Source organism: Sphingobacterium sp. GW821-FHT03E03, from assembly GCF_059420745.1.
Genome location: NZ_JBWKUH010000007.1, coordinates 65,986 through 87,570, shown reverse-complemented (window position 1 = coordinate 87,570; position 21,585 = coordinate 65,986). Strand labels below are relative to the sequence as shown.

Sequence of the window (21,585 nt, the reverse complement as noted above, 5' to 3'; positions counted from 1 at the left end):
ATCAGCTTATTTGGAAAGTTCGGCAAGGTCTGCCTGGGAGAATACATGCTCACCTTTAAGATAGCTATTTGCTTCTTTCAGGTAGACATAAATTATTTTTCTAGCTTCGGGATTAGGCAACTTGTATAGGTTATGTACCAAAAACTCTTTATCCCGCAATCGGTCTTTACTGTAATTCAAAAAAGATGGTGCATGTGTCTGTACACTCCAACGGATAAAACGTAAATCAATATTATCAGGATATTTGATGATAACCGATTCCAATAATTTCTTACCTTTTTTAAACTGGCCCAGCTTCGAAAAGGGATTTCCCATATGCTTTGCCCAAAGGATCTCATAAGCGGCAAGATAGCCTTTTTCTGTTGCCGTATTTGCGGCTGCCTCTAGCGTTTTCAAATTGACCTCACAGAGTTTTTTATCTTTGACTGCAGCGGCATAATCGGCTCGCATTTTGTCTACATTTATTTGACCAAAACAACAAATTGCACTTAATATAAAAGAGAAACAAACAAAAAATCGTACTACCATCCCAAATTCAATTAAATTAAATCATGCATTATCCAGATGAATTTAAACATAAAATGTATCATCATATTAACCAAACAGATTGTTGTGTTTATATAAAATTCATCCTCATACCATACTCAGTCTTATTCTAGTTCATATAACAATAGTTTAAGCGCAAGAGTTTTCTTATTTTTTTCTTTCATCAGAAACCGCTATCTCATTTTGCCCATCTAAAGCTCATCGCAAACTGGCCTTCCCTTCCCCTTAATTCTGACTTCAATACACATTTATTCTTCAAACATTCTTGCATCATAACTTTTGATCACAAAACCACCATGCAAGTATCTTGCATTTCTCGTTATTTTCCTTCCATCCGATTGGCGATAAAAAGTGTAAGAGATTTCCCTGTTTTTTGCATCGAATTTTATGGGTATTGGTGGATAAGACTTTAAGTGATCTTTACTCAATTGATCACTTTCAAGAGTAGATGTGTTCCTCAACAGGCTTTCATCAACATTTGTCCAGCTACACACAGCTAAAAAATGTTTATTCGAATCAACCACATCCAAATTATCTTCATACAGGTAAGCCTTATAACAAGAAAAAGATAACTCATCCATTCTTTTGATTAGTAGGTAATGATGCTGATCAAGCAAATGGAGCTCATAGAAGTAATCAAAGGTTCTTTCTTGCCTATTGATCACATGTTTATTTTTCAACACATAATTCCAGTGCTCAAAATTACCTCGGAGGGTGAACAGCTCATACGCTCCGGATTTTTTCAAGCTAAAATCTGAATTTAAACTATCCAACACCTCTCTAAAACTCTTAAAATTTATTATATCATCTTGCTCAAGTGTTTGAATTAATCGTTCACCAAATTCTTCACAAAGTGCTCTTTTGGTCATCGAATCTTGACTGGAAATCGCTGCATTAAGATCAAGAAATGACTGCACAAGCCTTAACTCTTGGTCGGTCTGTCCATAGGCCCCCTGCGTTACTTGAAGTAATAACGTGAACAGCACTAATTTAAGCAGTTTCATCTGTTAGCGTTTCTATCCATTGAGATTCGTAAGACGCGACAGCTCATCAAACTCTGCGGTGATCGTGTCCCCTCCTTTTGTTGCTATGAACTGGGCTCCTTGTTCCGATATTTTATAACCTTTTTTTTCCAAATACCACTGCAAAGCAATCTTATGGTTCATTTCAAATTGGGAAATTAACTGTGGAAAGACAGACAGTATCCGAAGGTGATCATCTTGATATTGACGGTCTAAAACATTACTTTTGATCGTCACCAGCATTGCCCCCTGTCCATAATCAGCAATATAATAAGCGCTCGCGTCAAACATTCCGGAGGCGATCAAACCAATGCGGTGCAAATCATCTTTGGAAAAATCAAAGCTATTGTTGCTGAAAAGATCAATCCCTTGATCTTCACCATATTTTTTTAGTTGAAGAGCCTGCTGCGTAATATTTTCAGAAAGACCAGATTTGGTATTTGCCCATGCCCAAAGCCAAGTTTCGGACGAATGCGAAAAAGTCCCTAAGACCTGAATCGGAAAATCAAGGTTTGGCCCAAAACTAATCTCCTCTTTGGTCATATCAATATTCCAATTATTATTACCGATGACCGTTGCAAAATCATACTGTTTATCAAAAGCAATTCCACCAAATCTTTCAATCAATTCCTGTTCTGTGCAACAGGCCAAGCTATCTTCCGGATCCTTTGTAGACGTAACCTGTTCCACTTTAGCACCTTGCTCTACCTTAGCTCCTTGTTCTGCTTCGGTACCCTGTCCTATTTTAGTACCCTTTCCAAAAAGTTTGTTTAAAAATCCCATAATTGTTTCTCTATTTTTTTAATTCAGCCAGCAATTCTGCCCTTCTAAAACTCTCCCCATTAATTGTCAGTACGATTTCATCGATCTGTTTTAAATCAGCTACTATTTTAAGCAATTCATTTTTTCTATCTATTTTGATTTTCTTATTGATAAAAAATTCATGAATATAAAGTGTGTTCAGTTTCGGAATGGTCTTTAACTCAGTCAGATCTTTCAATTGAAACATATTGGTTAACCGCAATTCGACTAATTGATCCAATTTAGCAAAATCAACTAATTTTTTTGAATTGAGTTCAAACAAAGCAATACGTTCGAGTCCGGAAAAATCACGCAAGAAAGATAAATCACCCATCTTTGATACCGAGGAAATTTCGAGATTTCGTAATGAGGGTACATGAGGCATGATTAGATGATCACTTTTGGAAGTAAAACCTTCCAGTCGCAGCGACTCTAGCTCCAGTTCCTGCACAAAATCTAATGTATTTACTGCTCCCTTCGTACTAATAAACAATTGCTTAAGTGACTTACAATTGGCTAGCGGAGATACATCCTTAACAGCTCCCGCAATTGACAAGTGTTGCAAATTCGTGATTTTCTCGATAAATTTTAGCGAAATGCTCGTATAAAAAAACAGTTCCAATTTCTCAATCTGGTCGATAGGTTGATCTTTGAGAACATCCAAATCTTTTGCGCTATTGATCTCAATCGCTAATTCCATAGTACTTATTTTTATGCTTAACTCAAATATACTGAATGCACTAACCAACCTAATTATGCATTTACAATCCGTCAAAATCATTTATGATTCGTGAAATTATCGAATATACTGACCGGCGATCTGTATCACCTATTGAAAAAAACAGCACAAATTGTAAATGAATAAGATTTTTTTACTCACAATTATTATTTTTACCGAACAGAAAAGTTTGAAAAATGATAACAGTAGCGATAATAGAAGATGAACCCGCTGTCCGTAAGGAAATCAGTTACCTCATACAAGAGGAAACCGACACAGAACTAATTGGTTGGAGCGACAGTGTCAGAACTGCTGTAAAACTAATTGAAGAAAAGAAACCGGATGTGATCCTAATGGATATTCAACTTAAGGATGGTACAGCGTTCGATCTGCTAAAAAAACTCAATGTTATCCCACAAAACGTCATATTCATCACAGCGTATAATCATTTTGCCATCAAAGCGATCAAATATGGTGCTTTAGACTACTTGTTAAAACCTATTGATCAAACCGAATTAAAAGAAGCATTAGAACGCTACCGTCGTCGCAGCGATAATAATCCGCAATGGATGCAGCAGTTAAACATGGCACAGAATGCAATGCACCATGGCGATTTACCAGAAAGTATTGCCCTGACATCCATTCATAATGTACGTATTGTTGCTGTTCACGACATTGTATACTGTAAAGGTGATGGTCCATATACTTTTTTCTTTCTGAGTGACGGTTCCAAGGAGCTCATATCCAAACCGTTGAAATATTATGAGGAATTGTTACCTGCCCCATATTTCCTACGCACCCATCAGTCCTACCTAGTAAACCGTAAGTACATAACCGGTGTTAACCGTTCTGAGTATATTGTATTGAAAAACAAAGAAGAAATACCTATTTCATCGCGAAGGAAAAACATAATTTTAACCGAGCTTTTCCCAGAGAAATGAGATATCTGTTACAATGTATTTTCTTTTTGCTACTTATTTTACATATTGTAGCTTGCGACAAAAGACCGACTTTTTCTTCCCGAGACCATGATGCTGTTTTAGCACAGATAAAGGAGCTCGAAGACAAAAGGTTGACACCCACGAACGGCGACTCACTCAAGAGAGCCTGGCGACAGCTTGGCGAAAATCCTGATGTAAAAAATGACACCGTATTCTTTGCAAAAGTTAAATACAATACCGCTAGGCTATATGCCATGCTTCAGCAAGATTCCGCAGGCTTTTTTGTAGAGCAGGCACTTGAATTGATCGAACCTACCACCGGTAATCTAAAGTATAAAGCACTTATCTATAATGGTATTGGCAATATCCGCAGTGCCGAAGCAAAAGAACGCGAAGCCGGCTATTACTACAACAAAGCAGCTGCGATCGTTCTCTCGGACAGCACCGCAGGACTTTCTGCAGAAGCGAAATCGGCTATATTGCTCTCTGCGGCACAAAATAACCTAAGTTCGTTTCAATACAATCTCGCTGAAAAAATGAATCGGGCGGCCCTCCATCTCTCAGATTCGCTTCCAAAGGAGCATATCAATCGTCAGCGTGTATTCGTGCAGATGATTTATACACTAAATTCGTTGCAGAGGCCTGCCAAAGAAATAGCGCCATACCTCCACAAACTAGAGCAACTCCACCGACTATTTCCCGATAAGTATAATATCAGTTTTTTATACGATTCGAAAATACAGTACTTTGAAACAACACAGCAGCAAGATTCCTTGCTACATTATCAACTACTGAAAATAGAAATTGATGAGCGACTGAGCAATATCAAAGAGTCTTCTGTCTTGATGAATAATCTGTTTGTAAACTACTGTAATGTTGCAGCAATTTATGTGCTATTTAAGAAGCCCGTGCAAGCAGCTCAATATATTGTAAAAGCCAAACAGCTTAGAACACAATTCCCCAAATTGATCTTTCCGCATAATGAAATACTCTTTCAAAAAAGCTTAGCCGAGCTGTACCGTTTACAGGGCAAAAAGGAAGAAGCAATAGCCGTCCTCAATAATATTGTTCAATTACAGAGAAATGTCTATCATTCGGAAAACACACAAGCTATTGCCGAAATGAATGCATTGTACCAACTACAGGCCAAAGATCAATCCATTCGCACATTGAATGAAAGCATTAAGATCAATAAACTACAGTTACAACAAAATCGCCTGTGGCTGGTAATATCCTCTTTGGGCCTTATCTTATTGATTATTATATTATTCTTTCTATACTATAGTTTCCGTCAGCGACGCTTAAGCCAGGAGAAAGAAAAAGTCCTACTACAACAGCAATTACTGCGCACACAGATGGAACCACATTTTATATTCAACACCTTAGCAGCAGTACAGAGTTTTGTGCGATTAGATAAGAAAGAAAGCGCCATCAAATATCTCAATCGCTTTAGTCGTTTGTTGCGGAGCAATCTGGAGTTAAGTCGAGAGAATCTAGTGCCTTTAAATGAGGAGATCGAAACACTGGAAAACTATCTGACCTTACAGCAAATGCGTTTTGAAGATGCTTTTACCTATCACATTACTCAGCCAGACGAGCAGGATCTTAGTGCCATCATGTTGCCTCCCATGTTGATACAGCCTTATGTCGAAAATGCCCTACTACATGGTATTGACCTCGAAACCTGTAAAGGCAATATCGACATTCATTTTCAATTGGATGGAGATATTTTATCTGTAGACATCCTTGACAGTGGCAAGTCTGAACCAAATATCCAAGAAACTCCACATCGCTCGCTCTCCGGAACAATCAGTCATGAACGGTTGCAACTCCTTGGCAGGAAAGCAAGCATAAAAATCACGAAAAATCCTGAAGGCGGGACACTGGTCAAGTTACAAATACCTGTTACATCCTGACTTTTTTTTGATCGAACTATGCCTGCTCATTACCTTGCTATTTTTTGCAACGAAGGTCGATGCAATGAGTTTATTTCAACAAACGAGCACATAGACCACATGTCAAATCTGTAAGATTGATATTTGCGAATCGTAAAAACTATTTACGATTCGTAAATATCACTGTTTTAGCAAGCATTCCTTTCTTAGCTTTGATAAATCAGCAATGGTCTATACATGAAAAATACATTCTCCAATATCGCATGCATTAGACGAATTATAAGTTTCACTATCCTTATTGTTATAACTAGAAATATTATGGCACAAGAAGTCAATCATTATATCGCAACCGGTAAAGACAGATCCAAAACGATCAGCGGACAATATGGTGATCTCAGTGGCATCTGTCTCTTTGAAGATGGCAAATTCATGTTATATGGCTATGCTACCATGGTTTTTGGATCCTATGTCTTTGAAAAGGATTATCTCCTTTTCTATCCAGACCAGTTACCGCAATTTCAACTATATGCAAACCATAACCCCACTTTAGGAGATACCGTATCTGTCAATTTTAGAGGCTTCGAAGAGGGAAAGACTTTTGTACAGTTTGGAGATGACAATGTGCAACCAGTTTTCAACGATGGGGCCAATTGCTTCGATTTCCCGTATCTCTATGAGCTCCCGATGTCACAGTTGAAATTCGTTTTACAAAAAGAAGATTTTGATGCAGGTCCTGCATACCAGACATTCCACTATCAAAATGACCAACACCTCAATGACTTCATCGCAATCTATAATAAACCACAGCGAGCGCGGACGAATTTCGCTGCCTACCTGTATCTAACTGAAGATAAAAAGCTTGCCATAAGTCTTTCTAATTATGGCGGCAGGAAGGGTTTTTTAAGAGAAAACCAAGTAGACCCAACGCAAAAGCGCTGGCTTGAAATATTAGCAATGAAAAAAGAATACGAAAATGCGGGAAGCATTGAGTTGACGGCAATATTTTCCAATGCAGAGTATAACATTTCCTATCCCGACCTAGAGGAATATAATTTCGATAAAGCAACAAATCAATACATCAGCAAGTCCACGAAGGATAATGACCAGGAGAGTGATCCGCATGATCGCTATCTGCGTCAATATACCAAACAGCCATTAGTACCCAAGCCAGATAAGTTTGATACCAAAGCTGTCGCTGCCGTAAGTTTATTTTTTACCAGCTGTAGCCAACCTGACGAATCATACAATCACATAAAAAGAAGAAAAGACTAAATGATCAAACAAAGTTTATACCTCATCCTATTGCTATTACTCTCTACGAGTAGTTATGCACAGTTAAATTTGCGAAAAGCGATTTTGCAAAGTGATTTGATTATTTCTATCAATAACCATCGGCAGGACAGCATTTGGGAAAATAGTTTTAACAGCGACACCAGTTCCGCGGATTATATCTTGTGCAATGCATTGACATCCGAAAAGTTTGAAAAATATGAAAAAAGAGATATTATGGTACATTTACTAAAAGTCGCAAGTGAATGGTAATAAGCAATGGTATCAAGTTTGCTTAGCGTAATGAATAAAAAACAGTGATCGACCATGCGTATCCTGAGACGAGTTATTATATTAGTTATATCATGTTTCACCCATATCGTTGCCTATGGACAGCAGCGTACGGTCGAACAGATCGTAGATCAAGTGATTCATTCATATAACAACAAAGACAGTCTCGCGTTTAATGCACTTCTTAACAAAGAGCTTGGTTTCTATTTCATCACCACTTTGGGAGTCAATAATCGTTGGACACATACATCAAAAATTTCTTTTAATCACCATACAGATTGTTCGATCAACAACCCTTACCAAGACTTTCTGGCACAGGATCAGATCTCAATCCCAAAATCAAAAAATATAACGTATAGCGATCGACCTTTTTTCGAGTGCGAAACAATCTACAAAAAAGGCGTATTTGTCGCAAATAAAGGTAAATACCATCCCTTATCAGAATCTATTATTTTTTATAGAACACACTATTCAGTCATTATCGGTGAAGAAATTACGTCGAATAAAGCGCAAGAACTAGACCATCTCTATAGCCAGGTAAAGCGTATTGAAAATCAGAGTCGACGCATTATTGTCAACAGCGACACAGGCACTTTTATTTTTTATATTACCAAAATTGACACACAATGGTGGCTAACAATGATAGATTTTGCCAGCGCCGATTGCAGTGTGTAATTGTCCGCATCTGAACAAGAAATGTTCGAATACGAACAGTCCCTCCGCACAACGCCAAAACATAAACAACTAAAAATCAAACAACTAAAACAATGGCAAATCAATTGCAATTCTATTTTAACATAAAATAGTCATCTATTGATAATTGATACCGCTATGTTAAAAATCTACATAAAAACTGCTTGGAGAAGTTTAAAAAGTCAGCGCTTCTTCTCATTAATAAAAATAGGCGGATTTGCTTTTAGCATAGCAATCTGTATGCTTATTGTTTTGTACGTAAAGCATGAGTTGAGCTATGATAAATTTCACAAAGATTCCAACCTACTTTTCAGGGTAGTAGGCGTAATCAATAAAGACAATACTGTTCTAAAAGGATTATCGTTACCTGCTCCAGCGGGCGCTACTTTAAAAGAAGAATTTCCAGAAATTATTGCCTCCGGAAGATTATTAACAAACCCTCTTTTTGGTGCTGGAACCAATCAAGTCGCCACAACTGGGAATGCCGAACTATTTTCAGAAGAAGGTTTCTGTTTTGCGGATCAAGCGATCATGGATTTCTTCCCAACCAAAACAATATTCGGTTCATTAAGCCATGCGCTCGACAATCCAAAGACTATTGTAATCACCAAGCGGAAAGCAGCAAAACTATTTAAAGGAAATCCGATCGGAAAACGCATTTATTTAAATAATGAGAAATCAAATGAGTATTCCATTACAGCAGTCATTGACGATATTCCCACAAACTCCAATCTATATGGATTTGATTTCTTTATGACATTAAGTGGTCATGAACCTTATGAAGGTGAAAAATTAAATTGGCTGGCCTCCAACTATACGACCTATTTTAAAGTCAGAGAGGGCACCGATATTCAACAATTGGAAAAGAAAATCACAAAATCCTACATTCAGGATCATTATAAACCCGCTATGATTAAAGCAGGTATGACAGTCAATGAAGAGATTTGGAATACTGCAAGAATGACCTTACAGCCTTTGGAAAAGATTCATCTATATTCCAATGATGTCCAGACTCATAAAATTGAAAGTCAAAATCGTGGTGATATTCGATTGGTCTATATTTTTGGTGGAATAGCGACATTTATATTGATTATCGCAATGATCAATTTTATCAATCTGTCCACTGCCAATGCTGCTACACGTGCAAAAGAAGTTGGTGTCCGAAAGACAATTGGTTCCGGTCGAAAGGCCCTCATTATACAGTTCATGACGGAGTCTTTTTTATACAGTGGAATCTCGATCGCATTTGCCTTATTTTTCGCTGTGCTTTTACTTCCCTTTTTCAATCAGATTGCCGGCAAATCCTTAGTTTTTCCTTGGACGACCTGGTATTTCATCCCCACCCTTTTCATCTTCGGTTTATTGATAGCTATTGTATCTGGAATTTATCCTGCGATGTATCTTTCTAAATTTAAGCCGATTGCTGTATTAAAAGGAAACGTAAATTTAAAATCTAGCCGCAACTGGTTTCGAAATGGACTTGTTATCTTCCAGTTTGCAACATCTATCATCCTGATCATTGGCACCTTGGTCATCAACCAACAAATAAAATATATTTTAAATAGAGACCTAGGATTCAATAAAGAGCAAGTGCTCATATTAAGAGGAACGGGCACTTTGGATGGAAAGCAAAGGTTATTAAAAAACGAATTAAAGGAACTGTCCAGTGTGGCTTCTGTTTCTATAGGCGATTACCTACCAGTTACGATGGATGGCGTAAAACGTAACGGAAATTCATTTTGGAACGATGGTAGACAAAATCAAGACGTGGGTGTAGGCGGTCAGAACTGGATTGTTGATGATGATTATATCTCCACCTTCGGGATCAAAATCCTCGAAGGCCGTAATTTCAACATGAACATGCCAACAGATTCCGCGGCGATAATAGTCAATCAGAAGATGGTAAAAGAGTTGAACATCAAGAATCCAATTGGTGCAAAAATTCGAAATTATGCAACTTATACAATCATTGCTGTGGTCGAAGATTTTATCTTTGGAAACATGCGTAATGAAGATGTTAAACCGCTGGCATTGGTTATTGGTGGTAGTCCGAATATGATGTCCATTAGACTTAAATCAGACAAAATGGAACAAAGTATTCAGAAAATTACGAACGTTTGGAATAAATTCTCTCCAAATCAAAAGATCCAATACACCTTCTTGGATGAAGGATTTGCCATGTTATATGCAGATGTACAACGGACTCAGGTTATTGTCTCAACTTTTGCAGGGTTAGCTATATTTATTGCCTGTTTGGGCTTATTTGGACTTGCCGCATTTGTGACCCAGCAACGGACAAAAGAGATCGGCATCCGGAAGGTGCTTGGAGCCAGTTTGTTAGGAATTATAAAATTGTTATCCGTTGATTTTATAAAACTTATTTTCATCGCCATTCTAATCGCCTGCCCTATTGGCTGGTGGGCAATGAACACTTGGCTACAGGACTTCAACTACAGAATCAGTATCCAGGTTTGGACATTTATACTTGCGGGAATCTCGAGCATGTTAATAGCATTTGGAACCATCTTTTACCATGCGCTAAAAATAGGACGAATAAATCCGGTCAATAGCTTAAAAGACGAATAATTTCCCGTTCATACATTTCATCGACACATGGCATATTACATTGCTGTCGGTGAAATGTTGTTATTACAAAACCTCTCTTAGTAATTTCAATTAAATTACTTAACTTAGCATTTAGACCAAACGATTACGTTTTGAATACAATTCTTAAATTTATAGTTGCTTAATTAGCCTCACAAACCACAGGCTAATCATTCTTTTATTTGGGTAATCCTATCCAAACAGGTTTTCATTTGATTTTATTATTCACCTTACCGCTGTAGCAAATATTTCCTTTTTGTTATGCAAGCTATCGATACCCTCGTGTTGTGATAGCAGAAACATCGTGAATAATTTCAAAAAAATTAACAAAGAATATTAAGCACGACTATAAATAATGCAACAGGAATATACATGGGCTGTCAGTCCAAACAATACACCACTATTAAAGAAATCATGTAGCCACTGCGATAGTAAACAATTTTATTGCAGTGAAAAATTCAGAATAAATGCACAGAAAAAAAACGTTGACGTATGGTTGATTTATCGATGTGTTAAATGCGATAGCACATACAATTTGACCATATTTTCACGTACTAGACCGACTACAATAGACAGTATATTGTTCAACAAATTTCAAAATAACGATACAGAACTGGCTTGGAAATATGCATTTTCCGAAGAAATGAGAAGAAAAAACAAGGTTGATGCCGATTTAGCTACAGTAACCTATGCTTTACAATATGACCAGATTTCAAGCGATGAATTGCTGTCTTTGAATGAAATGATCTTAACATTCGAGGTTGACTATCCCTTTGACTTTCAACTTAGGTTATCATCCCTCATTCGTACCTGTCTCAACCTTTCCTCAAGGCAGCTCGATCAACTAATCATGCAAGAAGCAATTACGGTAACTCGAAAATACTTACAGAAAAAGCATAAGATAAAAGACAAAGATCGCATTGAAATTGATTGTAAAAAACTTAAAAGTGTACTGTGTAAAAAGCCCTAAAGTATACGGTAATGGATTGATCTGATCGTTGATTATCTAAAAAAATAGCCTCAATTTCTAGTTTTTTTTTTTAGAGAGCCGTAGTCTATGACAAATTAAGGGAACCGTTGGTTCCCTTAATTTGTCATATATAAAATGAAGTACTTTTTATAAGTATTCATTATCTATTTTTGCTGAAGTTTATCCGATAGCATCTTCATATAAAAACCACCTACAACACTACGCGCCTTAAAATTCTCACGTATCCCTGTATTCGCATCGTAAAAATCATTTAGTGGAACACGTGATTCTGTTTGGATCGCGTGGTTGTAAACGGGATGCACCAAAGCTTCGAATTCTTCTCTAGTTGGTGCGAACGTTGCAGTCCACAAAATCCAGTCGTTTTTGGTATATGCTTTTCGGCTATCCAATGGAATTCCAAATCTACTTTGTTTGGTAAGGTAATACTTGATCTCCGTGTTGTAGACTTTCTGTGGAAATAGATTTAGTCCCAGCACCTTGTCCCAAATCAGATTATATTTTTGGCTCCAGGTGTTTTTATCGTCAAATGTCAGCGCGTAATGGTCTCCGGCATCTGCCATTTCCATCCATTTTGGCACCATCTCCTCCGCGATGGCACGATATTTCTTCGCCGTTTCAGTTTCACCGATAGCTTCAGCCATTTGCGCATAACAGGCAATCCCTACAATAGCCTTTACCGATAAGTTTACGTTACGGGCAAGATGGCCCGCAAAATCATCTGTACATAATTGCGTTTTAGGATCAAAACCATCCTTTACAAGATAGTCTACCCAAGTGGTGAGCGTCTTCCAGTGCTTACGTGCATAGCTTACATCCCCCTGTACTTTTGAAATCGCAGCTGTCAAAATAATCATATTTCCAGACTCTTCGACAGGCATTGGCTCGCCATAAGTCTGTCCATTGGCCAATGGGTATGTACCTAGATCATGCGCCGCCCAAGGGTGAGGATATTTGCCACTTTCACTAAAGTAAAAGATACCAGTCAACATGCCTTTCAACAATTCCGGATTATAGATCAAGTATAAAGGCGCCGATGGATAAGTGACATCGACAGTATTAATAAAACCACCACTGTTGTTCTCTTTGGACAACCAGAGCAATTCATCCTGTGGACTTTTCACCAAGGTATGTGCAGCAATACTCTGACGATAGGCCAGTGTTGTTAAATGTGCATATTCCTTTCCGCCAGATTTTAGCGCATCCGTGTAGACCTGTTTGTCGAAAGCAACACATCTGTCCATTACTGAACGATATTCATTAGCTGCTAAGGTAAGCTGATTTTCAATGGTTTCCTTACCAGAATTATTCCACCAAGGCCGCAGATCTTTTTTGAAATATTGGATAGCATAAATCTCATCATAGCCAAGTTCAACAAAACGTTCGACTTCCTTGTCGCCCACTGTCCCAAAAGGAATGATTGTATTCAATGATAATGCTGTCCCCCTTGTACTTTTTGACTTTGTATTCCCTTTTCTAAAGTCATCCACAGCCGTTGCCATTGGACTTACAAACTGCTGCGACTGATCTTTTTTGAGTGAGGCAACATAAAAATAGCCCCAGTCAATACGCATATCATCGGCTCCTTTTTGCAACATAGGTTGTTCGACTGTTCCTGCTTTCAAAACAGCTAATTTGTCAGTCTCATATTTTTCAGCAACGACCTCTTGTGATGATTTATAGACCGCAATGTTGGATGCCGCACTTAAAAAGACTTTTACAGCATGTTGCTTTCCATCATTTGCTTTTACCTGATAGGTAATATAAGACACAGGACGAGCCAATAGATTAAGATCATCCATCAATAGCGGCGATGTAAATGTAAGCTTCAGATCGACTTTGCCTGCCTGGAAGTTATATATGGTACGTGTGGCTGTTATTTCCACATCTTTCTGTATGGCAGTTTGTATTTTAGGTCCCCCCTCTTTGAGTCTATCTACTAGGCCAAAATCAAGAAAACGGCCTCCGGCAGTATTGCGCAGATGAATAGCGATCTGATTTTGACCCGCCTTTAGGTCCGACTTATTTATCGGCAAGTATTGGAAGCTGTTTGTCCAACCCGCCTTTTCATAAACCTTTTTCCCATTTAAAAACACTACGACATTATCATCATGATTCAATTTTAAGAAGAGTTCGTTGATGCCTTGGGGGTCGGTCACATTAAATGCACGACGTACCCAGATATCATCCGATTTCCACAAAGTCTTGACATGTTTTTGATCATCTCCTAGAGGAGCAGCACCTGATTTCCAGTCACTGGCTTTATAAGAAGAGGACTGCCACTCTCCTTTGGGTTTAGACTCCGTATATTGTACTGTAAAAGACTGATCTTCCGCAGTGGGAAGAATCGTTTTATAATTGGGTTCCTCCTTACCAAGAAAACGATAAATATTGCCGTCGACATTAATCAGTCCCAAGAGTGAATGATCCGCTTCGGTCCAATGTTTGGTGGTCGATGCATTCAGCTGATCCGTCATCGACCAGATACTAAAGTTTGGATTGTGGGTAATCAATGGGTAAGCTGGCGCTTTTCTTTGTTGCGCCTGTGCATCAAAAAAGCTCGATATACAAGCTAACAAGCAACAAATACTCACTTTTCCGAGTTTGTTCATCTTAAAAATAGATTTTTTAAAGGGTTTGATCATATATTTTGATAAAATTAGCGACGTAGCTGTTTTTCAGGCATAAAAAAATGAATCATTAAAAATGCGTTAAAAATAAACATGAGCTTCACAACAAATAACGTTGGAATAACTGACATTCAGCAGCCTCTTCGTATCATTTTATATGCAATTTATATCATATTGCTGCTGGTCCCCAAAAAGATTAGCGGATAAAAAAGGTAATCGAAAAAGATTGGAACATCCGATAACTGGGTTCCACAAAAAACATTATTATCTTTGGCTATCCGATCAGGATCAGATTGGTTACGCTGAGTGATTGGTATCAATTTTACCTTGGAGAATATGAGAAGATTTTATATTTTTTTCTTTACGATTATACTATGCTTTTGTTCAACAATCGTTGGGCTATATGCGCAAGAAAACGATTCAATCAATAAAAAAGAACTTGGTTTAAGCACCTTGTTAAATGATATCCGACAACAACAGATCAACGATTCACTCGAACGTCAGAAACTACAGCATGAAATCGCCAGTCTCAAAAGTCAGAATAGTCCCAAGAAAGAAAATTTAAAACAACAGCTCAATAATTTTGACGAAGAAAACAACCTGCGCAAGCAACAGTTAAAAATCAAAGTCGACTCGATCAAAAAAAACACCAAGCGTTATGCCGTCGCACCATTTAATGACACCCTTTTTTATATCTACAACAAATTAGGGTCATCCCTGGCCAAAGATCGCGCCTACAATGTGGTCAACAGAATTGAGAATCTCTATGAAGATGATTTTGTAAAAGTAGATTCCTTCAAAATCGAAAACAACGAAATCAGCGCCGATATTGTTTACAAAGATCTGATCATTACTTCCATCACAGAACTTGACGCCCTACTGGAGGGTAAAAGTAAAGAAGAGATTGCCAACCAATACCTCAAACGTATCCAACAGGCCATCAGTCAGGAAAGAGCAGACAATAGCATTACCAAAGTGCTGATCCGTACAGGACTTGTCCTCCTAATCCTTGTGGTCTTTTCGATTTTGGTGTATTTTATCAATAGACTAAAAAAATATGGCACTAATCGCCTATTGACCGAACGTACAGAGCGGATCAAAGACGTTAAGATCAAAAATTATGTATTCCTCACCTCCGTTCAGAAAACCCGTATTTTCATTAGCACAATCAATATTGCGCGTTGGGGACTGATTGTGTTAATCGCTTTCATTATGCTTCCCATTGTTTTCAGCGTCTTTCCCTTTACGCAAAGCTGGGCATCCAATCTGATCGGACTTTTTACCAAACCCCTGAAAAAAGCGGTCTTCGCCATTTGGGATTATATTCCAAATCTGATCACTGTTTTTGTCATTCTATTTGTCATGCGTTATGCGGTAAGGTTTGTAAAATATATTTTTAACGAGATTGATAAAGGTAAATTAGAGGTCAATGGCTTTCACCGGGAGTTTGCTATGCCTACATTTACCATTGTCCGGTTTCTATTACAGGCCTTTACATTGGTACTTGTATTCCCTTATCTCCCTGGTGCCAATTCAGACATCTTCAAAGGAATATCTGTTTTTATCGGGGTGCTATTTTCCCTGGGATCATCCTCCGCCATTTCCAATATTATTGCAGGTCTTGTCATTACCTATATGCGGCCTTTTCGCATCGGTGACCGAATCACAATTGCGGATAAGACAGGTGTTGTCATTGAAAAATCACCCTTAGTAACCCGGCTAAGGACGATTAAAAATGAGGAAATCACCATTCCGAATTCCTCCATCCTATCGGGCAATACGGTTAATTATTCTACCTTTTCAGAAGAAGGAATATGTTTTCAGGTTGAACTCACAGTAGGCTATGAAGAACCTTGGCAACGGATACACGAATTGCTCTTAAATATTCCATCACGAATAGCACGGGTCAATCAACTTCCGGCACCATTTGTCTTACAAAAAAAACTAGACGACTTTTATGTCCTCTACGAGCTGAATGTTTATATTTCCAAATCAGGTGAAATTGAGCTGGCTAAATCCGAAATTTATCAACATATTCTCAATGACTTCCTAGCTGCAGGTATTGAAATGAATGGCCCACACCTATTTGCAAAAGTGGATCATGTACCACAATACCAGCATAAAAACACGGATACATCGTATTAAGGTATGTGATCTATCTCTGGATCAGTTTTATTGGCATGTAGCATCATTTTGGCTAGATTACCCAACTGTACCAGCGCAAAACGTAGTTCATCCGTCCAGGGTAGCCCTAAGCAGAGACGCATACAATTTTGAAATTGATTTTGCAGGGTGAACATTCTCCCCGGTGCAATACTCATGTTCTTTTTTAATCCGTAGTTGTAAAGCTTTGTCGTGTCAATACTTTTTGGCAATTCGACCCAGAGCGCTAGCCCGCCCTGGGGTCTGCTGATCCGCGTTCCTTCCGGAAAAGACTCAGCGATCACATTGGAAAACCGTTGATAGTTTTCTTGCAATGTTTTCCGAAGATGATAGAGATGATGATCATATCTTCCAGTCATTAAAAAATTACCCACTGCCTCGTGAATTAATGTTGTAGACGACAAGGCATGAATTAATTTTAAGCGGAGAATCTGATCCTTGTATTTCCCAGCAGCAACCCACCCCACCCGGTAGCCCGGGGCCAATGTTTTTGAGACCGAGCCACACCATAACACATTGCCATCTTCGTCAAAGGTTTTACAACATTTGGGTCGTTCGTTACCAAAATAGATATCGCCATAAGTATCATCCTCAATCAGTGGAACAGCGTGCTTAGCAAGTAACCTGACCACTTCCATTTTATTTTTATCGGGCATACAATAGCCCAATGGGGTATTGAAATTGGGCACAAGCAGACAAACATTGATCTCGGGCAGTAAGCGTTCAAGCGCAAGGATATCAATCCCCGACATTGGATTGCAAGTCAATTCAATAACCTTTAATCCCAAACTCAGAACCAACTGCAAAATACCGGGGTAGCAGGGACTCTCCAACGCAATCGTATCTCCCGGCTTGGTCAATGCCATCAGACAGAGCGACAAAGCATGCATACAACCATTCGTTGTAATGACATCATCCGCTGTCAATCGACCATCCCAGCCCAAGGAACGGGCCGCTACCATCCTACGCAATTTCAAATTCCCCTGTAAAGGTTCATATTCAGCGCCAGCAGCATCTAATTCTCGGGTTGCAAGTACGATTTCCTTTTTTAATTTCGCCAAAGGCAGTAAATCCCCTGAAGGAACACCGATGGAAAACAAGGTGAGGTCTTTACGCCCCATATTCGCGTACACGCTACTGATCAGCTCATTGGGCTCAACACTATCCGCCATAAGCTTTATTTGACCTGTTTCGGGTAGTTGCAATTTATGCTGATTCAATGCGTTAACAAAATACCCTGACTGCGGTATCGAATAAATTAGTGATTGCGCTTCCAAAGCGAGGAATACCCGCTTAGCTGTATTCATACTGATACCATGTTCTTTGCTCAACATACGCACTGATGGCAGCCGTTCATTGGGCCTGAGAACACCATTTTTTATTTTACTCGCTATATTTTGAGCCAAAACACTATATAGAAAGTCTTTTCCCATTTTGTAAATATAACTGTATCCATCAATTAAACAAAAACTGTAACTGTACTCAACCTTAACTATTCACGAGATTTGTATCAAAATTTAGATAATCTGACAATGCGCATCAATACAAAAGTAACGGAATCATCAAATGGCTGGCTAAACGGTTTACTGGGCGTCATTATATTTAGTGGATCATTGCCTGCAACACGGATCGCGGTCTTAGATTTAGATCCATTCTTTGTGACAGTAGCCCGCGCTTCCATTGCAGGTTTGCTCGCCCTTATCGTATTATTGATCAACAAGGAAAAATTCCCTCAAAAAACACAGTTCTTATCCCTTGGTATTGTGGCTTTAGGCGTTGTCATTGGTTTCCCCTTATTGAGCGCCTTGGCCCTACGCTATGTGACTTCCGCACATTCCATTGTCTTTGTAGGTATACTTCCCGTATCAACTGCTGTTTTTGGTATCATTCGTGGTGGCGAGCGCCCCCGGCCAGTATTCTGGATCTTTTCGATATTTGGCAGTCTTTTGGTTGTTGGATATGCCCTCAAACAAGGTATAGCTTCCTCTCCTATTGGCGATATACTCATGCTATTATCTGTTATTCTTTGTGGACTGGGGTATGCCGAAGGGGGCAAGCTTTCAAAGACAATGGGAGGCTGGCAGGTAATTTCCTGGGCATTGGTATTTTCATTACCAGTAGCTCTGCCCTTGACTTATATTTTTCTTCCAACCACGGTAGCGCATGTAAGCATCGGAGCCTGGATAAGTCTTGCTTACGTTTCCCTCTTTAGCATGTTTATCGGTTTTATCTTTTGGTATAAAGGATTAGCCCAGGGAGGAATCGCTTCTATTGGACAGCTACAGCTACTTCAACCTTTCTTTGGTCTAATCTTAGCTGCCAGCTTACTTCACGAAGAAGTAAATATCGGCATGCTATTCGTTACCATTGGCGTCATACTCAGCGTGGGTGGTGCTAAAAAATTTGCCAGCTAACAAGGTAAAATAAAACAGGCCTTGTTAGCTGACCATTATAAAAACAACACATACATCAGTTCGGCAGCGACAGTACCGTCCGGCCATTCAACCTCACGAGAATGCGTATAGGTAAAATTAAAGGCTTGATTTGCTGCCCTTGACGATTCATTCCCCGCGCGATGCGATACGGTGATATGTTCACACCCCTTCTCGCGGGCCCATGCAATACGCGCCTGATAAAATAATCTAGACAGTCCTTTTCCACGATGAGGTTCTCGAACAAAAGAAGCAATCAGAATCGCATTTGAGGCATCATCACGATCCACCACCACGCCTGTCAGTCCTACGATAACCTCTTGATCGTATAGTCCAAATATCGCACAATTTCCATTCTCAAGTAGTGCCACCCAATCTTGCTGGCTGTAAGCCGCCTCCCGCTGATAATTACTTCCAAATACCCCAGGATCAGTATGCAACGCTTCCAATCTAATCTTCTTATAATCTTCCCATTGTGCTGGATCCAAGCGCCGCAATACGTAATTTTCTTTCCTCATTTCGTCTTTTGCTATCACCAAAGGTAAATATAACCAACAATCTCGATTAAACCCATTAAAATTATCACTGGACTATCCACTTTATTGAATTTGGACCATTTATTCCCTTCACTTTAGCCCTATTTTTGTTATGATCACAAAAACACCTTTGTATGTACGTACCCAAACATTTTCAATTTGAAGACTACACCGAACAGATCGCATTTATGAAACAATATAGTTTTGCAACTATTGTATCCATAAAAGACTATATCCCGATAGCGACACAACTTCCCTTCCAGATCAATGAACATGCAGATAAGCTATTTTTAAGCTCGCATTTTGCTGTTACAAATGAGCAAGCAAAGTATATCGTAGAAAACACTTCGTTGGTTATTTTCTCTGAACCACATGCCTACATATCCCCTGTGCATTATGACAAAGAGGAAAGCGTCCCAACCTGGGACTATATCGCTGTACATGCCTACGGAACAGCACGAATTATAAATAATGAAGACGAAAAAATAGAAGTGCTTGAACAGATGATCAAGACCTATGACAGTGCTTATTTAGACCAATGGCGCGGGCTCTCAGATCGTTTTAAAAAGGGCATGTTACGAGGTATCGTCGCCTTCGAACTGGAAGTAACGGATCTACAGGGGCAAAAAAAGATTAGTCAGAACAAAACTGCTGTCGAAAGGGAACGTATCGCTACACATTTAGAAAAAGGGGGCAATTCTGTCGAAAAGAGCATCGCTAAATCTATCAGAAACTTACAGTCTTAATTTATTACACACAGCCACATGGACAAAAATTCAATAAACATAAAAATTCTCAAAGTGAAAATGACTGATATTGATCTATTGCAGAATATAAGTCAGCAGACCTTCATCGAGGCATTTTCCGAAGCCAATATAGCAGCTAATATGGCAAAGTACATGGCGGAAAAATTTTCGAAGGAAACACTATTGGCTGAATTAAGCAATCAAGGGTCGGAGTTTTATTTTGCGCGACTCGACAATAGAGTCATTGGCTATCTCAAAATAAACAGTGAAAAGGCGCAAACTGAATTACAACATGAGCATGCACTGGAAATAGAACGTATCTATGTACTACAAGAATTTCATGGAAAAAAAGTAGGGCAGCTTCTTTATGAAAAAGCATTGGATATCGCCAAGTTAAAAAATGTCGGGTTTATCTGGCTGGGGGTATGGGAGGAAAATCTTCGTGCGATCAGTTTTTATCAAAAAAATGGCTTTGTCGCCTTCGATAAACATATTTTCAAATTGGGCGATGATGAACAAACCGATATTATGATGAAAAAAAATTGGACCAACAATTAATTCAGAAACATGAAGTCAACTATTATCGACAATATAAATGCTGTACGGCGTCGGATCAAAGAAGCTTGCCAAAACAACGGCAGAGATCCACAAGAAGTAACATTATTGCTCGCAACAAAAACCGTAACAGCAGAGCGAATTAAAATAGCTCTACAGGCTGGACAGACCCTAATTGCTGAAAACAAAGTACAAGAATTAAAAGAGAAGTACGAAGAGCTACAGGAAATTCCGCACAACAATCATTTTATCGGGCACCTACAAACCAATAAGATTAAAGAAATCCTCAAATATAATGTCTCTTGCGTACAGTCTGTAGATCGTTTGGATTTGGCCCAAAAACTCCATCAGCGACTCACAGCCGAAAATAAAACCATCGATATACTCATTCAGGTAAATACATCTTACGAAGAGAGTAAATATGGTGTTGCTCCGGATCAGGTCATTGATCTTGTCAGACAGATTTCGGTTTTCCATACCTTACACATAAAAGGCTTGATGACGATCGGTCTTCTGAGTGCCGAGGCTGAACGAGTGCGCAAGTGTTTCCAGTTGCTCAAAAAGATTCAACAACAAATCATTATGCTCGATATTCCGAATGTATCGATGCAAGAATTATCCATGGGAATGAGTGGGGATCTGGAAATAGCAATTGCCGAAGGCGCTACTATTGTACGAGTAGGAACGGCGATATTCGGACAACGAAATACCCCCGATAGTTATTATTGGAACGAGAATTTGATTTAAAAATATAG

General features: G+C 38.9%; 19 protein-coding genes. 12 read left to right on the top strand and 7 right to left on the bottom strand.

Annotated elements, in window-relative coordinates; genetic code table 11:
- Window positions 1–6: 6 nt before the first annotated feature.
- The 4 genes from AC07UV_RS10805 to AC07UV_RS10790 form a co-directional block, all read right to left on the bottom strand.
- Window positions 7–450 carry a hypothetical protein gene (locus AC07UV_RS10805; protein WP_495183722.1) on the bottom strand — a complete coding sequence of 148 codons (444 nt, stop codon included), beginning with the start codon at window positions 448–450 and terminating at the stop codon, window positions 7–9.
- 344 nt (window positions 451–794) lie between these two features.
- Window positions 795–1,550, bottom strand: coding sequence for a hypothetical protein (locus AC07UV_RS10800; RefSeq protein ID WP_495183721.1), 756 nt, complete (start codon window positions 1,548–1,550; stop codon window positions 795–797).
- Window positions 1,551–1,562: 12 nt separating this feature from the next.
- Complete coding sequence (locus AC07UV_RS10795; protein ID WP_495183720.1) at window positions 1,563–2,351, bottom strand: DUF6882 domain-containing protein; 789 nt, start codon at window positions 2,349–2,351, stop codon at window positions 1,563–1,565.
- 10 nt (window positions 2,352–2,361) lie between these two features.
- On the bottom strand, window positions 2,362–3,069 hold the full coding sequence (locus tag AC07UV_RS10790) for a hypothetical protein (protein WP_495183719.1): 708 nt from the start codon (window positions 3,067–3,069) through the stop codon (window positions 2,362–2,364).
- Window positions 3,070–3,284: 215 nt separating this feature from the next.
- Here AC07UV_RS10790 and AC07UV_RS10785 point away from each other — a divergent pair, with 215 nt between their 5' ends.
- The 7 genes from AC07UV_RS10785 (at window position 3,285) to AC07UV_RS10755 (ending at window position 11,750) form a co-directional block, all read left to right on the top strand.
- Window positions 3,285–4,028, top strand: a complete 744-nt coding sequence (locus tag AC07UV_RS10785; RefSeq protein WP_495183718.1) for a LytR/AlgR family response regulator transcription factor — start codon at window positions 3,285–3,287, stop codon at window positions 4,026–4,028.
- A complete protein-coding gene (locus tag AC07UV_RS10780; RefSeq protein ID WP_495183717.1) occupies window positions 4,025–5,944 on the top strand; it encodes a sensor histidine kinase in 1,920 nt (639 codons plus the stop codon). The genes AC07UV_RS10785 and AC07UV_RS10780 overlap by 4 nt, the downstream gene beginning before the upstream one ends.
- Window positions 5,945–6,241: 297 nt before the next feature.
- Window positions 6,242–7,195: a preprotein translocase subunit SecD gene (locus AC07UV_RS10775; RefSeq protein WP_495183716.1), complete on the top strand. Its 954-nt coding sequence runs from the start codon at window positions 6,242–6,244 to the stop codon at window positions 7,193–7,195.
- Window positions 7,196–7,465, top strand: a complete 270-nt coding sequence (locus tag AC07UV_RS10770; RefSeq protein WP_282256065.1) for a hypothetical protein — start codon at window positions 7,196–7,198, stop codon at window positions 7,463–7,465.
- Between the two features lie 54 nt (window positions 7,466–7,519).
- The gene (locus AC07UV_RS10765; RefSeq protein WP_495183715.1) at window positions 7,520–8,158 is read left to right on the top strand and encodes a hypothetical protein; all 639 of its coding nucleotides are present in this window, start codon (window positions 7,520–7,522) and stop codon (window positions 8,156–8,158) included.
- A gap of 156 nt (window positions 8,159–8,314) precedes the next feature.
- Window positions 8,315–10,762, top strand: a complete 2,448-nt coding sequence (locus tag AC07UV_RS10760) for an ABC transporter permease (RefSeq protein ID WP_495183714.1) — start codon at window positions 8,315–8,317, stop codon at window positions 10,760–10,762.
- 373 nt (window positions 10,763–11,135) lie between these two features.
- Entirely contained in the window at window positions 11,136–11,750 is a 615-nt protein-coding gene (locus AC07UV_RS10755; RefSeq protein WP_495183713.1) for a DUF1062 domain-containing protein, read from the top strand.
- A gap of 164 nt (window positions 11,751–11,914) precedes the next feature.
- Here the strand turns inward: AC07UV_RS10755 and AC07UV_RS10750 are convergent, their stop codons facing one another.
- Window positions 11,915–14,380: a glutaminase family protein gene (locus AC07UV_RS10750; protein WP_495183712.1), complete on the bottom strand. Its 2,466-nt coding sequence runs from the start codon at window positions 14,378–14,380 to the stop codon at window positions 11,915–11,917.
- A 354-nt stretch (window positions 14,381–14,734) separates the two neighbouring features.
- On the opposite strand from AC07UV_RS10750, the gene AC07UV_RS10745 reads away from it, so the two are divergent.
- Entirely contained in the window at window positions 14,735–16,543 is a 1,809-nt protein-coding gene (locus AC07UV_RS10745) for a mechanosensitive ion channel family protein (protein WP_495183711.1), read from the top strand.
- Here AC07UV_RS10745 and AC07UV_RS10740 read toward each other — a convergent pair.
- A complete protein-coding gene (locus AC07UV_RS10740) occupies window positions 16,540–17,994 on the bottom strand; it encodes an aminotransferase-like domain-containing protein (RefSeq protein ID WP_495183710.1) in 1,455 nt (484 codons plus the stop codon). The two genes, AC07UV_RS10745 and AC07UV_RS10740, sit on opposite strands and share 4 nt — an antisense overlap.
- 99 nt (window positions 17,995–18,093) lie before the next feature.
- Between AC07UV_RS10740 and AC07UV_RS10735 the strand changes: the two genes are divergently transcribed.
- Window positions 18,094–18,975 (top strand): DMT family transporter, encoded by an 882-nt coding sequence (locus AC07UV_RS10735; protein ID WP_495183709.1) that lies wholly within the window; start codon window positions 18,094–18,096, stop codon window positions 18,973–18,975.
- A gap of 35 nt (window positions 18,976–19,010) precedes the next feature.
- Here AC07UV_RS10735 and AC07UV_RS10730 read toward each other — a convergent pair whose 3' ends face one another.
- Window positions 19,011–19,511 carry a GNAT family N-acetyltransferase gene (locus tag AC07UV_RS10730; RefSeq protein ID WP_495183708.1) on the bottom strand — a complete coding sequence of 167 codons (501 nt, stop codon included), beginning with the start codon at window positions 19,509–19,511 and terminating at the stop codon, window positions 19,011–19,013.
- 152 nt (window positions 19,512–19,663) lie between these two features.
- Between AC07UV_RS10730 and AC07UV_RS10725 the strand changes: the two genes are divergently transcribed.
- The 3 genes from AC07UV_RS10725 to AC07UV_RS10715 are packed head-to-tail and all read left to right on the top strand — an operon-like array spanning window position 19,664 to window position 21,577.
- Window positions 19,664–20,275, top strand: a complete 612-nt coding sequence (locus AC07UV_RS10725; RefSeq protein WP_495183707.1) for an FMN-binding negative transcriptional regulator — start codon at window positions 19,664–19,666, stop codon at window positions 20,273–20,275.
- A gap of 60 nt (window positions 20,276–20,335) precedes the next feature.
- Window positions 20,336–20,833 (top strand): GNAT family N-acetyltransferase, encoded by a 498-nt coding sequence (locus AC07UV_RS10720; protein ID WP_495183706.1) that lies wholly within the window; start codon window positions 20,336–20,338, stop codon window positions 20,831–20,833.
- Window positions 20,834–20,842: 9 nt separating this feature from the next.
- The gene (locus tag AC07UV_RS10715) at window positions 20,843–21,577 is read left to right on the top strand and encodes a YggS family pyridoxal phosphate-dependent enzyme (RefSeq protein WP_495183705.1); all 735 of its coding nucleotides are present in this window, start codon (window positions 20,843–20,845) and stop codon (window positions 21,575–21,577) included.
- Window positions 21,578–21,585: the final 8 nt, after the last annotated feature.